General features: G+C 64.2%; 14 protein-coding genes. 3 read left to right on the top strand and 11 right to left on the bottom strand.

Annotated elements, in window-relative coordinates:
• Nucleotides 1–169 precede the first annotated feature (169 nt).
• A complete protein-coding gene (rpsU, locus tag ACQ5BL_RS15835) occupies nt 170–385 on the bottom strand; it encodes a 30S ribosomal protein S21 (protein WP_003085057.1) in 216 nt (71 codons plus the stop codon).
• Nucleotides 386–586: 201 nt separating this feature from the next.
• Here rpsU and tsaD point away from each other — a divergent pair, with 201 nt between their 5' ends.
• Nucleotides 587–1,612, top strand: coding sequence for a tRNA (adenosine(37)-N6)-threonylcarbamoyltransferase complex transferase subunit TsaD (tsaD, locus tag ACQ5BL_RS15830; RefSeq protein ID WP_243807876.1), 1,026 nt, complete (start codon nt 587–589; stop codon nt 1,610–1,612).
• A gap of 93 nt (nt 1,613–1,705) precedes the next feature.
• Here tsaD and plsY read toward each other — a convergent pair whose 3' ends face one another.
• Nucleotides 1,706–2,275 (bottom strand): glycerol-3-phosphate 1-O-acyltransferase PlsY, encoded by a 570-nt coding sequence (gene plsY, locus ACQ5BL_RS15825; protein WP_243807875.1) that lies wholly within the window; start codon nt 2,273–2,275, stop codon nt 1,706–1,708.
• 80 nt (nt 2,276–2,355) lie between these two features.
• Here plsY and folB point away from each other — a divergent pair, with 80 nt between their 5' ends.
• Together folB and folK are read left to right on the top strand one after the other, a co-directional pair.
• A complete protein-coding gene (gene folB / locus ACQ5BL_RS15820; RefSeq protein ID WP_243807874.1) occupies nt 2,356–2,709 on the top strand; it encodes a dihydroneopterin aldolase in 354 nt (117 codons plus the stop codon).
• A complete protein-coding gene (folK, locus tag ACQ5BL_RS15815; protein WP_243807872.1) occupies nt 2,700–3,236 on the top strand; it encodes a 2-amino-4-hydroxy-6-hydroxymethyldihydropteridine diphosphokinase in 537 nt (178 codons plus the stop codon). The genes folB and folK overlap by 10 nt, the downstream gene beginning before the upstream one ends.
• A gap of 156 nt (nt 3,237–3,392) precedes the next feature.
• Here folK and ACQ5BL_RS15810 read toward each other — a convergent pair whose 3' ends face one another.
• The 9 genes from ACQ5BL_RS15810 to rsmA form a co-directional block, all read right to left on the bottom strand.
• The gene (locus ACQ5BL_RS15810; RefSeq protein ID WP_243807870.1) at nt 3,393–4,622 is read right to left on the bottom strand and encodes a multifunctional CCA addition/repair protein; all 1,230 of its coding nucleotides are present in this window, start codon (nt 4,620–4,622) and stop codon (nt 3,393–3,395) included.
• A gap of 506 nt (nt 4,623–5,128) precedes the next feature.
• The gene (locus ACQ5BL_RS15805; protein ID WP_243808066.1) at nt 5,129–5,638 is read right to left on the bottom strand and encodes a DUF4136 domain-containing protein; all 510 of its coding nucleotides are present in this window, start codon (nt 5,636–5,638) and stop codon (nt 5,129–5,131) included.
• 59 nt (nt 5,639–5,697) lie between these two features.
• Entirely contained in the window at nt 5,698–7,251 is a 1,554-nt protein-coding gene (locus tag ACQ5BL_RS15800) for a SpoVR family protein (RefSeq protein WP_207887557.1), read from the bottom strand.
• Nucleotides 7,248–8,519, bottom strand: a complete 1,272-nt coding sequence (locus ACQ5BL_RS15795; RefSeq protein WP_243807868.1) for a YeaH/YhbH family protein — start codon at nt 8,517–8,519, stop codon at nt 7,248–7,250. Before ACQ5BL_RS15795 ends, ACQ5BL_RS15800 begins: the two co-directional genes overlap by 4 nt.
• A 103-nt stretch (nt 8,520–8,622) precedes the next feature.
• Nucleotides 8,623–10,545, bottom strand: coding sequence for a PrkA family serine protein kinase (locus ACQ5BL_RS15790; protein WP_015475261.1), 1,923 nt, complete (start codon nt 10,543–10,545; stop codon nt 8,623–8,625).
• A gap of 288 nt (nt 10,546–10,833) precedes the next feature.
• Nucleotides 10,834–11,163: a thiosulfate sulfurtransferase GlpE gene (gene glpE / locus ACQ5BL_RS15785; protein ID WP_243807865.1), complete on the bottom strand. Its 330-nt coding sequence runs from the start codon at nt 11,161–11,163 to the stop codon at nt 10,834–10,836.
• 43 nt (nt 11,164–11,206) lie between these two features.
• The gene (locus ACQ5BL_RS15780; protein WP_243807863.1) at nt 11,207–12,031 is read right to left on the bottom strand and encodes a symmetrical bis(5'-nucleosyl)-tetraphosphatase; all 825 of its coding nucleotides are present in this window, start codon (nt 12,029–12,031) and stop codon (nt 11,207–11,209) included.
• Nucleotides 12,031–12,411: a Co2+/Mg2+ efflux protein ApaG gene (apaG, locus tag ACQ5BL_RS15775; RefSeq protein ID WP_243807862.1), complete on the bottom strand. Its 381-nt coding sequence runs from the start codon at nt 12,409–12,411 to the stop codon at nt 12,031–12,033. Before apaG ends, ACQ5BL_RS15780 begins: the two co-directional genes overlap by 1 nt.
• Nucleotides 12,408–13,226, bottom strand: coding sequence for a 16S rRNA (adenine(1518)-N(6)/adenine(1519)-N(6))-dimethyltransferase RsmA (gene rsmA / locus ACQ5BL_RS15770; RefSeq protein ID WP_243807861.1), 819 nt, complete (start codon nt 13,224–13,226; stop codon nt 12,408–12,410). Before rsmA ends, apaG begins: the two co-directional genes overlap by 4 nt.
• Nucleotides 13,227–13,338: the final 112 nt, after the last annotated feature.

Genomic DNA, 13,338 nt, shown 5'->3' with positions numbered 1-13,338 from the left:
AAGCATAGCCGCGGGCGGCTAGTCGTGGGCTTGCAAAATAAGCATGGGCTGGAAAAGCAAAAAACTCCGAAGTTCGCGAACGCGAATCGGAGTATTTGTGCCTTGTTTCAGGCACTCGCCCGGCGAGTGGGCCGGGCGATGCGGAAAGCGTGCGACGAAGCGCTGTAACTCAGTACAGGCGCTCGCGGCGGCGCTGCTCGCGCTGCACTTTCTTGGCGTGACGCTTAACAGCGGCAGCGGCCTTGCGCTTACGCTCGGCGGTCGGCTTTTCGTAGAACTCGCGGCTACGGACTTCGGCCAGTACGCCTGCTTTTTCGCAGGAGCGCTTGAAACGACGCAGGGCTACGTCGAAGGGTTCGTTCTCTTTAACTTTGACGGCGGGCATCCAGGTCGTACCTTCAATGATTACCGGGGGTTTATCGCGCTCCTGACAGTTGGTTCGGGAGTCGGCGGTTTTCAAGGGTTGCGGATATTAAACGTTCGGGCGAAGGAATGCAAAGCCTCCGATCGAAAAGCGCTGGTCCGAAGCCAAGCCGCCGATTATGATGCGCGGCTTCAAATTTGCCCAGAATAAAGGCTCGAACCCATGCTAGTGCTGGGGTTGGAAACCTCCTGCGACGAGACCGGCGTCGCACTTTACGACAGCGAAAAGGGCCTTCTGGCCGACGCGCTGTTCAGCCAGATCGACCTGCACCGCCTGTACGGCGGCGTGGTCCCCGAGCTGGCCTCCCGTGACCACGTCAAGCGCATGCTGCCGCTGATCCGCCAGGTGCTGGACGAGTCCGGCTGCACGGCCGAGAACATCGACGCCATCGCCTACACCGCCGGCCCCGGCCTGGTGGGCGCGCTGCTGGTCGGCGCATCCTGCGCCCAGGCCATGGCGTTCGCCTGGGGTGTGCCGGCCGTCGGCGTGCACCATATGGAAGGCCACTTGCTGGCGCCGATGCTGGAAGAGCAGCCGCCGCAGTTTCCGTTCGTCGCCTTGTTGGTCTCCGGTGGCCATACCCAACTGGTGCGCGTGGATGGCATCGGCCGTTACCAGGTCCTCGGTGAATCCGTGGACGACGCTGCCGGCGAGGCCTTCGACAAGACCGCCAAACTGCTCGGTCTTGCCTATCCCGGTGGCCCGGAGATCGCACGCCTGGCCGCGAGCGGCACCGCTGGTCGCTTTGTCTTCCCTCGGCCGATGACCGACCGTCCCGGCCTCGATTTCAGCTTCAGCGGCCTCAAGACCTTCGCCCTGAATACCTGGCAGCGTTGCGTCGAGGCCGGTGACGACAGCGAGCAGACCCGCCGCGATATCGCCCTGGCGTTCCAGACGGCGGTGGTGGAGACCCTGACCATCAAGTGCCGCCGCGCGCTCAAGCAGACGCACCTGAAAAGCCTGGTGATCGCCGGTGGTGTCAGTGCCAACCAGGCGCTGCGCCAGCATCTGGAAAAGATGCTTGGCGAGATGAAGGGCCAGGTGTTCTACGCCCGCCCGCGCTTCTGCACCGATAACGGCGCGATGATCGCCTATGCTGGCTGCCAGCGGTTGCTGGCCGGGCAGAAGGACGGACCGTCGATCGGCGTGCAGGCGCGCTGGCCAATGGAGTCGCTGCCGGCGATCTGAATAATGACGCTGCAAACGACGCGGCACATGCTCTGAGCGGCATGGGCCGTTTTTTCGCTTGCAGCGCGGTTTGCCGGACAGGAAGCTGGTGGATCAGAAGTGACGTTCGCGTCCGGCGATGAGATCGCGCAGGTTGCTGCGGTGACGCCAGACGATCAGGCCGGTGAGCACGGTCATCGGCAGCAACGCCGACGGCTCCTGCCAGGCCAGCAGCGGCAGGGTCAGCGGGGTCGCGACCAGGGATGCGAGCGAGCTGGTGCGTGAGAGCTTGAAGGTGACCAGCCAGGCCGCTGCAGCGAGGAGCGCGGCGGGCGGGTAGAGCGCCAGCAGCATGCCGGCGGCGGTGGCAACGCCCTTGCCGCCACGGAAATTGAAGTACAGCGGGTAGAGGTGGCCGATTACCGCCGCCAGGCCGACCCAGGCCTGCTGCATGTCGGTCAGGCCGATCAGGCGGGCGATGAGTACGGGAAGCAGCCCCTTGGCTAGGTCGCCGAGCAGGGTGAGGATGGCGATCTTCTTGCCGGCCAGGCGCAGCATGTTGGTGGCGCCGGGGTTGCCCGAGCCGCTGGCGCGCGGGTCGGCGGTGCCGAACAGGCGACTGAGGAGTACCGCGAAGGACAGTGATCCGAGCAGGTAGGCGAGGATCGCCAAGAACCAGAACATGGTTTCCACCGGAGACGAGGTCGTTTCCGATTCTAACGGGGCGCCGGCCGCTTGTCGTGTCGCCTTGGAGCATGCAGTCAGTGGACAGAGTTTTCATCGAGGGGCTGGAAGTGGACACCGTGATCGGCGTCTACGACTGGGAACGGGGTATCCGGCAGTGCCTGCGCCTGGACCTGACGCTGGGCTGGGACAACCGCCCGGCGGCGGCCGACGACGACATCGCCAAGGCCCTGGACTACGCCGTGCTCTCCGAGCGCGTGATGGGGTTCGCCCGTGATGCGCATTTCCAGCTGGTGGAAACCTTTGCCGAGCGCCTGGCCGAGTTGCTGATGGCGGAGTTCGGCATCCAGTGGCTGCGCCTCAAGGTCACCAAGCCCGGCGCCGTTGCGGCGGCCATCGGCGTGGGTGTGGAGATCGAACGCGGATGCCGCTGACGACGGTCTACCTGGGGCTGGGCAGCAACTTCGAGCGCGAGCGCCATCTGCTCGCCGGACTCGAGGCGCTGGACGGCTTCCTCGAGGATATCCACTGCTCGCCGGTGTTCGAGAGCGAGCCGGTGGGGATTCGCAGCGGCCCTTTCTACAACTTCGTGATCGTGGCGCGTACCGACCTGCCGCTGGCGGAGCTGAGCCTGCGCCTGAAGCACATCGAGGCGGACAACGGTCGCTATGCGCCGGAGCGCAAAGGGCTGCCCTTGGATATCGACGTGCTGCTGTATGGCGACCTGCACGGCGAGTTCGACGGCCTGACGCTGCCGCGTGCCGAGGTGTTGAAGAATGCCTTCGTGCTCTGGCCGCTGTCGCTGCTGGCGCCGCAGTTGAAGCATCCGGGTGTGCAGCGCAGCTTTGCCGAGCTGTGGGCCGAGGCGCGGATCGACCAGCAGCTCTGGCCGGTGCCGTTCCAGTGGCGCGGCGCGGAGCTGACGCCGGCGACATTGCTCCAGGCGCATCCGGCGGCTTGATCTTGCTGCGGTGTCCTGTTGGACACCGAGTCGTAGGAGTGGACTTCGTCCGCGATCCGCACGGCACGTGGGTTCATCGCGGACGGAGTCCGCTCCTACAAGAGCCTGGCTTCCCGTGAATCGGCGTATAACCGCGAACGGTTATACGCCCTACGGTCAGCCGGCGTAGTTTTCCTTGTACGCCTTCAGGGCCGTCAGGCGCTCGCGCTTGAGGGCTTCACCCAGTTCGGCGCCCTTGTATCCCTTTTCCAGCAGCGGCTGCACCGCGACTTCGCGGGCGGCCTGTGCCGCGCCGCGCAGGTAGTTCGCCTGCGGGTATTCCCGCTCTTCCAGCCCATGGCGGCCACGGGCGTCCATCTCGCTGGCGGCGAGGAACTCCTCGAAGCGCTGTGGGCGGCGGTAGACGTCGAAGGACTGCAGCAGCTCCAGAATCGTGTTCGGCCGCAACTCCAGCGCGCGGTGGCAATGGGTGTGGTACTCGCCGACCAGTCGCGCCAGTTCCTGGCAGTCACGCGGGACCTTGAAGCGCGCGTTGATCGCATCGATCAGCGGCAGGCCGAGGTGTTCATGGGCGTGGTGTTTCGGCCAGTCTGCCTCGCGCGTCCTGCCCTTGCCCAGGTCATGCACCAGGCAGGCCCAGCGTACGCTCAGCGGCTGGTCTCGCCTGGCGCACTCGCGCAGCACGGCCAGCACGTGCTCGCCGGTGTCCACTTCCGGATGGTGTTCTGGCGGCTGCGGTACGCCGAACAACGCGTCGACTTCCGGCATCAGCACGGCCAGCGCGCCGCAGTCGCGCAGGACCTGGATGAACACGTCAGGGCGCGGTTCCATCAGGGCGCGGGAGATTTCCTTCCAGCTGCGTTCGGCGGTCAGGGCTTCCAGTTCGCCGGATTCGGACAGCTCACGCATCAACGCCAGGGTTTCCGGCGCCACGGAGAAGCCCAGCGGGGCATAGCGGGCGGCGAAGCGGGCGACGCGCAGCACGCGCAGCGGGTCTTCGGCGAAGGCGGGGGATACGTGACGCAGCAGTCGCGCCTGGAGGTCCTGCTGGCCGCCGTAGGGGTCGACCACCGTGCCCTGATCGTCCTCGGCCATGGCGTTGATGGTCAGGTCGCGGCGGATCAGGTCTTCTTCCAGGGTGACGTCGGGGCTGGCGTAGAAGGTGAAGCCGCCGTAGCCGCGCCCGCTTTTCCGTTCGGTGCGGGCCAGGGCGTATTCCTCGCCGGTCTTCGGGTGGAGGAAGACCGGGAAGTCGGCGCCGACCGGGCGGTAGCCCTGGGCGAGCATATCGTCGGCGCTGGCGCCGACCACGACCCAGTCGGTGTCGCTGAAGGGGATGCCGAGCAGGCGATCGCGCACGGCGCCGCCCACCTTGTAGATCTGCATGAAGCTGTCTCCTTTTCTAGGGATAGCTTCGGGGTTTGTGGCGGGTGGGGCAAGCGTGGCGGGGATTTCGTAGGAGCGGACTCCGTCCGCGATAGCTTCCAATCGCGCCGGATGCCATCGCGGACGGAGTCCGCTACGAGATAGCTCTGTACTCGGGCCGGCCCTCACCCTAGCCCTCTCCCAGGGGGAGAGGGGACCATTCGGTGCAGGATGAAAACTTTGGTGTCAGGCGGCACGATCAGCTCCCTCTCCCTGAGGGAGAGGGCTGGGGTGAGGGGGACGGCCCAGGCACGGATTATCCGGGACAAGACAGTTGCTCCTACGTTGTTTTCTGGCTCCCCGCGTTCGCTGGGATGACGTGTGCTGGGGACGATGCACGACACCGTCACTCCCGCGAACGCGGAACAGCGCTTGCGCTGAACGCACTTCAGTGCGGCCCGAAGGGTAAGCGCAGCGAATAGCCCAAAAGACAGTTGCTCTTAGAGCGGCGGGCGTAAGGCATGTCGCTACGGCGTGGCGGCGGGGACCTGTTTCAGCAGGGCATCGATGGCGTCCTGCAACAGCTTGGCGCTGGCGTGCGCGGGGCTCAGGCCGGTGCTGACGGTGCCTTCCCAGAGCGTCTGTTCCTGCGCATCGGTCAGGCGCAGGCGCAGGGTGCCGGTTTCGTCACGCAGGCGGTGGATGGCGAGGTAGGGGCCGAGCGGGTCGGGCGGCGGCACGTCGACCTTGAACTCCAACGGCGCGTCCTGCAATGCCAGCCAGTAGTAGACGCGGATCTGCGGCGTGGCGCTTTCCCGGTAGCCGCGCTCGACCAGGCCCTGGCGCACCTGGGCGTTGATCAGTGGGTAGCGGTTACGGTAGGGCAAGGCATCGACGGCGTTCTCCGGCGGCATCAGCTGGAAGTCGTGCAGGCCGGACAGCCGTGCGTCGGCGGTATGGGAAACCTGGGCGCGCGGCATCGGGTTGGTGCAGGTCGCGACGGCGAGGCAGAGCAGCAGGATGGCGAACAGGCGCATGGCGATCTCCACGGGGAGTCTCGCCATGCTGGAAGCCGTCCGATGTACCGGTCAACCGATCAAATGGGTGGGATGATCAGGTCCAGACGCGGGTATCCCTCCTCGCTGTCGCGTTCACCCTTTGGGGGCATGTGGAAGGTGTTGACCAGGTTCTCCCCCTGCAGGGTTTCCAGGTGGATGTCGAAGCCCCACAGGCGGTGCAGGTGCTTGAGTACGTCGTCGGTGGAGTCGCCCAGCGGTTTGCGGTCGTGCTGCTGGTGGCGCAGGGTCAGCGAGCGGTCGCCGCGGCGGTCCACATCCCAGATCTGGATGTTCGGCTCGCGATTGCCGAGGTTGTACTGCGCAGCCAGGGTTTCGCGGATCTTGCGGTAGCCGTCGTCGTCGTGGATGGCGTCGACCAGCAGGTCGTCCTTCTGGTCGTCGTCGAGGATGCTGAACAGCTTGAACTCGCGGATCACCTTGGGCGAAAGGAACTGCAGGACGAAGCTCTCGTCCTTGAAGCTCTTCATGGCGAACTTCAGGGTGGCCAGCCAGTCGCTGCCGGCGATGTCCGGGAACCAGCGCTTGTCCTCCTCGGTGGGGTTCTCGCAGATGCGACGGATGTCGCGGTACATGGCGAAGCCCAGCGCATAGGGGTTGATGCCGCTGTAGTAGGGGCTGTCGAAGCCGGGCTGGTAGACCACGCTGGTGTGGTACTGGAGGAACTCCATCATGAAGCCGTCGCTGACCAGGCCCTCGTCGTAGAGGTCGTTGATCAGGGTGTAGTGCCAGAAGGTCGCCCAGCCTTCGTTCATCACCTGGGTCTGGCGCTGTGGGTAGAAGTACTGCGCCACCTTGCGCACGATGCGCACCACTTCGCGTTGCCAGGGTTCGAGCAGCGGCGCGTTCTTCTCGATGAAGTAGAGGATGTTCTCCTGCGGCTCGCTGGGGTAGCGGGCCAGAGCCTGCTCCTTGTCTTTGCCGCCGGCCTTGGGAATGGTCCGCCAGAGGTCGTTCACCTGGCGCTGGATCTGCTCCTCGCGCTCCTTCTGGCGCTGCCGTTCCTCCTCGGCGGAGATCGGGTAGGGCCGCTTGTAGCGGTCGACGCCGTAGTTCATCAGGGCGTGGCAGGAGTCCAGCAGGTCTTCCACGGCGTCGATGCCGTAACGCTCCTCGCACTTGTTGATGTAGGACTTGGCGAACACCAGGTAGTCGATGATCGAGGTGGCGTCGGTCCAGGTGCGGAACAGGTAGTTGCCCTTGAAGAAGCTGTTGTGCCCGTAGCAGGCGTGGGCGATCACCAGCGCCTGCATGCACTGGGTGTTCTCTTCCATCAGGTAGGCGATGCACGGATCGGAGTTGATCACGATCTCGTAGGCGAGGCCCATCTGGCCGCGCTTGTAGTTCTTTTCCGTGCTGAGGAAGTGCTTGCCATAGGACCAATGGTTGTAACCGATGGGCATGCCGACGGAGGCGTAGGCGTCCATCATCTGCTCGGCGGTGATCACCTCGATCTGGTTGGGGTAGGTGTCCAGCGCATAGCGTTCGGCGAGCCGACTGATCTCGCGGTCGTACTGCTGGATCAGCTCGAAGGTCCACTCCGAGCCGGTGGCGATCGGCTGACGCTTGCTCATGCGACGAGCCTCCTCTGGAACAGCTCGCGGAACACCGGATAGATGTCCGAGGAGGAGACGATCTGCTGCTGGGCGAAGCTGTCTTCGAAGCTCTCGCGGATCTTCTCGTACTCGAACCACAGCGCCTGGTGCTCGCGCGGGGTGATCTCGACGTAGGTGTAGTACTGCACGAACGGCATGATCTGTTTCATCAGGATATCGCGGCAGACCGGCGAATCATCGTTCCAGTTGTCGCCATCCGAAGCCTGGGCGGCGTAGATGTTCCACTCGTTGGTGGGGTAGCGCTCGGCCATCACTTCCTGCATCAGCTTGAGCGCGCTGGAGACGATGGTGCCGCCGGTCTCGCGGGAGTAGAAGAACTCTTCCTCATCCACTTCGCGGGCGCTGGTGTGGTGGCGGATGAACACCACTTCGATCTTCTCGTAGTTCCGCTTGAGGAACAGGTAGAGCAGGATGAAGAAGCGCTTGGCGATGTCCTTGGTGGCCTGGGTCATCGAGCCGGAGACGTCCATCAGGCAGAACATCACGGCCTTGGAGGTCGGGTTGGGCTGCTTGATCAGCAGGTTGTACTTGAGGTCGAAGGTGTCGAGGAACGGCACCCGGTCGATGCGCGCGCGCATGGCGGCGATTTTCTGCTCCAGGTCCTGGATGTCGCCCAGGTTGTCCGGCTCCTCGCGTTTCAGGCGGTCCAGTTCGGCCATTGCTGCGCGCAGCTTGCTGCGGGTCGAGCCGGACAGGGCGATGCGCCGTGCGTGGGCCGAGCGCAGGGTGCGCACGATGTTGATGCGTGACGGGTTGCCTTCGTTGCTGATGCCGGCGCGCACGGTCTTAAAGGTGTCGCTGCCGGTGAGATGGCGCTTGACCAGGTTGGGCAGCTCCAGGTCCTCGAACATGAAGTCGAGGAATTCCTCCTGGGTGATCTGGAAGACGAAGTCGTCCATCCCGTCGCCCTGGTTGCTGGCCTTGCCGCCACCGCGGCCGCCACCGCCGCCCTGGGGCCGTGGGATGTGTTCGCCGGAGGTGAACTCCTTGTTGCCGGGATGGACGACGGTCTGCCGGCCACCGCGGCCATGGTGCAGCACCGGCTCGTCGATATCGCGGCCGGGAATGCTGATCTGCTCGCCATGTTCCATGTCGGTGATGGAACGACGGCTGACCGCCTCTTCCACCGCCTTCTTGATGTGCTCACGGTAACGCCGCAGGAAGCGCTGGCGGTTCACCGTGCTCTTGTTCTTGCCGTTCAGACGCCGGTCGATGACGTAGCTCATGAATGCTCCTCAGGGCCTGCTGCGCGGCGGCGTGGAGCCGCCCCGGAGCAGGTCCGAATGCGACGGCGACCGGCGCGACGGAAACCGCCGCGCCGATGGCAGACTACTGCGACTTGCGAACCCGCAGATACCATTCCGACAGCAGGCGTACCTGCTTCTCGGTGTAGCCGCGCTCGACCATGCGTTTGACGAAGTCGTTGTGCTTCTGCTGATCCTCCTTGCTCGCCTTGGCGTTGAAGCTGATGACCGGCAGCAGGTCCTCGGTGTTGGAGAACATCTTCTTCTCGATCACCACACGCAGCTTCTCGTACGACAGCCAGCTGGGGTTCTTGCCGTTGTTGCCGGCCCGGGCACGCAGCACGAAGTTGACGATTTCGTTGCGGAAATCCTTCGGGTTGCTGATGCCGGCGGGTTTCTCGATCTTCTCCAGTTCCTCGTTGAGGGCGGCGCGATTGAGGATCTCGCCGGTTTCCGGGTCGCGGTATTCCTGGTCCTGGATCCAGAAGTCGGCGTACAGCACGTAGCGATCGAAGATGTTCTGGCCGTACTCGCTGTAGGACTCCAGGTAGGCGGTCTGGATTTCCTTGCCGATGAACTCGACGTAGCGCGGCGCCAGGTATTCCTTCAGGAAGCGCAGGTAGCGTTCGCGGGTTTCCGGCGGGAACTGTTCCTGTTCGATCTGCTGTTCCAGCACATAGAGCAGGTGCACCGGGTTGGCGGCCACTTCATGCGGGTCGAAGTTGAAGACCTTGGACAGGATCTTGAAGGCGAAGCGGGTGGAAAGCCCGGCCATGCCCTCGTCGACGCCGGCGGTGTCGCGGTATTCCTGGATGGACTTGGCCTTGGGGTCAGTGTCCTTCAGGTTTTCGCCGTCGTAGACGCGCATCTTCGAGTAGATGTTGGAGTTTTCCGGCTCCTTCAGGCGCGACAGCACGGAGAACTGCGAGAGCATCTTCAGGGTGTCCGGCGCGCAGTGGGCGTGGGCCAGCGAACTGTTGACCAGCAGTTTGTCGTAGATCTTGATCTCGTCGGAGACGCGCAGGCAGTACGGCACCTTGACGATGTAGATCCGGTCGATGAAGGCCTCGTTGTTCTTGTTGTTACGGAAGCTGTGCCACTCCGACTCGTTGGAGTGGGCCAGGATGATGCCGCTGTAGGGCAGGGAACCGAGGCCTTCGGTGCTGTTGTAGTTGCCTTCCTGGGTCGCGGTGAGCAAGGGGTGCAGGACCTTGATCGGCGCCTTGAACATCTCGACGAATTCCATCAGGCCCTGGTTGGCCCGGCACAGCGCGCCCGAGTAGCTGTAGGCGTCGGCGTCGTTCTGCGGGAATTCTTCCAGCTTGCGGATATCCACCTTGCCGACCAGCGCGGAGATGTCCTGGTTGTTCTCATCCCCAGGTTCGGTCTTGGCGATGGCGATCTGGTTGAGGATCGACGGGTGCAGCTTGACCACGCGGAACTGGCTGATGTCGCCGCCGAATTCGTTGAGGCGCTTGGTCGCCCAGGGCGACATCACCGAGCGCAGGTAGCGCCGGGGAATGCCGTAGTCCTCTTCCAGGATGGCGCCGTCTTCGTCAGGGTTGAACAGCCCTAGGGGCGATTCGAACACCGGCGAGCCCTTGATCGCATAGAAGGGCACGTGCTCCATCAGTTGCTTGAGTTTTTCGGCCAGGGACGACTTGCCGCCGCCCACCGGGCCGAGGAGGTAAAGGATCTGTTTCTTCTCTTCCAGGCCCTGGGCCGCGTGGCGGAAGAAGGCGACGATCTGGTCGATGCACTCTTCCATGCCATGGAAGTCGGCAAAGGCCGGGTAACGACGGATCACCTTGTTCGAGAAGATCCGCGACAGGCGCGAATCGACCGAGGTGTCCAGTAGTTCGGGCTCACCGATGGCCATCAGTATCCGTTCGGCAGCGGTGGCGTAGGCGGTCTTGTCCTGCTTGCAGAGATCCAGGTACTCCTGCAGGGAGTATTCCTCTTGGCGGGTCGCTTCGAAGCGTTCCTGGAAGTGACTGAAAATGCTCATGACGTCTCCTCGCTCGATGCATGGAGCCGGCGCGGGATCGGTCGTGTGCGGGTGCGGTCGGGCCGCCAGTGATGCCGGCGAGAATCCCCCAGAACTCCAACGGAACCTGGCCTCTGCCCTGATCCGCCCCAAATGGTCACTGCCGATTTCCCGGAAGCCGGTGTGCCGGCTCTCCCTGTTTTGGATGGCCTGAGGGAAAGGATAGTTCGTTCTCAGACCTGTAAAGGGCGAAAGCGCGAGAAGTTACAGATTTTTTGGAGAGCTATTCCGTCTGTTTCGTAGGGGTTTTCAGTCGGAGCCGCCCGCGCTGGTATCCGCGGGATAGACGCTGCGCCACAGTTCGAAGCCGCCGTCGAGGCTGTAGACCTCGGAGAAGCCCTGCTGGACGAAATAGGCCGCCGCGCTCTGGCTGGAGTTGCCGTGGTAGCAGACCACGACCAGCGGTGCATCCATGTCCGCTTCGCGGATGAAATCGGCCACCGAGTAGTTGTCGATGTGCCGCGAGCCGGTGATATGGCCCATGGCGTAGCTTTGCGGGTCGCGAATGTCGACGACCTGGGCGCCGCCTTCGCGCAGTTGCTGGGCCAGGTCGGGGGCGATGCGCTTGAACTCGCTCATGTGGGGTACCTCGCAGGAAGCGGGGCTCTCGGCCCCGCTGGAATCAGGGGTGTTCCTTGGCGCAATCGCAGTGGATGCGCTCAAGGGTATCGACGTTCAGCAGGGTCATGCTGCCGCCCCAGACGCAGCCGGTGTCCAGGGCGAACAGGCCGGGGACGTCGCACTGGCCTTCCAGCGCGGCCCAGTGGCCGAAGATGATCTTGCGCCCGGCGGCCTTGCGCTCGGTATAGCTGAACCAGGGCGCATAGCCGGACGGTGCGGTGCCCAGGCCTTCCTTGGATTTCAGATCGAGCTTGCCCTCGGGGGTGCAGAAACGCATGCGCGTGAAGTAGTTGGTGATCACCCGCAGGCGCTCGATGCCGTGCAGCTTCTTGTCCCACTTGGCTGGCTCGTTGCCGTACATGCCGTCGAGGAACATCGGCAGCTGGGTGTCGTCACGCAGGGCCTTTTCGACTTCGGCGGCGCGCAGCAGGGCTTTTTCGATGGACCATTGCGGCGGGATGCCAGCGTGCACCAGAGTGATGTCGCGCTGCGCATCGTGATGGACCAGCGGCATCTGCCGCAGCCATTCGATCAGCTCGGCGCGATCCGGTGCCTCGACGATCTCGCGCAGGGTGTCGTTCTTCTTCAGGCGCTCGGCGTTGTAGGCCACGGCGATCAGGTGCAGGTCGTGGTTGCCCAGCACGCAGACTACCGAATCGCGCATGCCATACAGGAAGCGCAGGGTTTCCAGCGACGCCGGGCCACGGTTGACCAGGTCGCCGACCAGCCAGAGCTTGTCCTGCGCCGGGTCGAACTTCACTTGCTCAAGCAGGCACTTGAGTGGCTCCAGGCAGCCTTGCAGGTCGCCGACAGCGTAGGTGGCCATCAGTGCAGGGCTCCCGGCACGACCAGGCGGAACACCGGGATCTCGGCGTCGAAGTGATGGCCGTCGTCGGCGATCATCTGGTAGCTGCCGTGCATGCTGCCCACCTGGGTGGCCAGCACGGTGCCGCTGGTATAGGTGTGGCTCGCGCCTGGCTCGATCAGCGGCTTCTCGCCGACCACGCCGGCGCCGCGCACTTCCTGCACATGGCCATTGCCGTCGGTGATGACCCAGTGGCGGGTCAGCAGCTTGGCGGCCTGCTCACCCTGGTTGTGAATGGTCACGGTGTAGGCGAACACGTAGCGCTGCTGCTCCGGCTGGGATTGCTCGGGCAGGTGGCGGGTGGTGACGCTGACGGTGACGTTGTAGCGCGGATCGCTCATGCGGATGTGTCCTGCGCAGGGTGGTCGCTCAGACGGTTGGCCAGACGCACGAAGTCGGCCACGTCCAGCTGCTCGGGGCGCAGGGTCGGGTCGACGCCGGCGGCTTCGATCTCTTCCACGCTCATCAGTGCGCGCAAGGTGTTGCGCAGGGTCTTGCGGCGCTGGTTGAAGGCTTCGCGGACGATGCGTTCGAGCAGACGGTGGTCCTTGGCCGGGTGCGGCAGTTCGGTATAGGGGACCAGGCGCACGATAGCCGATTCGACTTTCGGCGGCGGGTTGAATGCGCCAGGGCCGACGGTGAACAGGTAATCCACGCGGCAGAAGTACTGCACCATGATCGACAGGCGGCCCCAGTCGCCGTTGCCCGGCTCGGCCGCCAGGCGTTCCACCACTTCCTTCTGCAGCATGAAGTGCATGTCCTGGATCAGCGAAGCGTGGTCCAGGAGATGGAAGATCAGCGGGGTGGAGATGTTGTAGGGCAGGTTGCCGACCACGCGCAGCTTGTCCTCGGGGGAGGCGACGAGGGTCGAGAAGTCGAACTTCATGGCGTCGCCCTGGTGCAGGCTGAAGTTGGGCTTCAGGCCAAAGCGCCATTTCAGTTGCGGGATCAGGTCCAGATCCAGCTCGATCACGTCGAGCTTGGCGCCGCTGTCCACCAGGCCTTCGGTCAGGGCGCCCTGGCCCGGGCCGATTTCCAGCAGGTGCTGGCCTTCCTTGGCGGCGATGGCACGCAGGATCTTGTGAATCACCCCGGCGTCATGCAGGAAGTTCTGGCCAAAGCGTTTGCGGGCACGGTGTTGGAAAAGTTCGGACATCGAGGGCTCCGGAGGAGCAGCTGGGAGCGCGAGGCTGCAAGCTGGGGACGAAAAACCGTCAGTTTACCAGCCCCGTGCGGCCAGCACGAAACGCTGGCCGAACGGAGCGACG

This window comes from Pseudomonas sp. B1-22 (assembly GCF_050474425.1).
Lineage (GTDB): Bacteria > Pseudomonadota > Gammaproteobacteria > Pseudomonadales > Pseudomonadaceae > Pseudomonas.
Note: the sequence above shows the minus strand (reverse complement) of the source record. Positions and strands in the feature narration are given on the sequence as shown.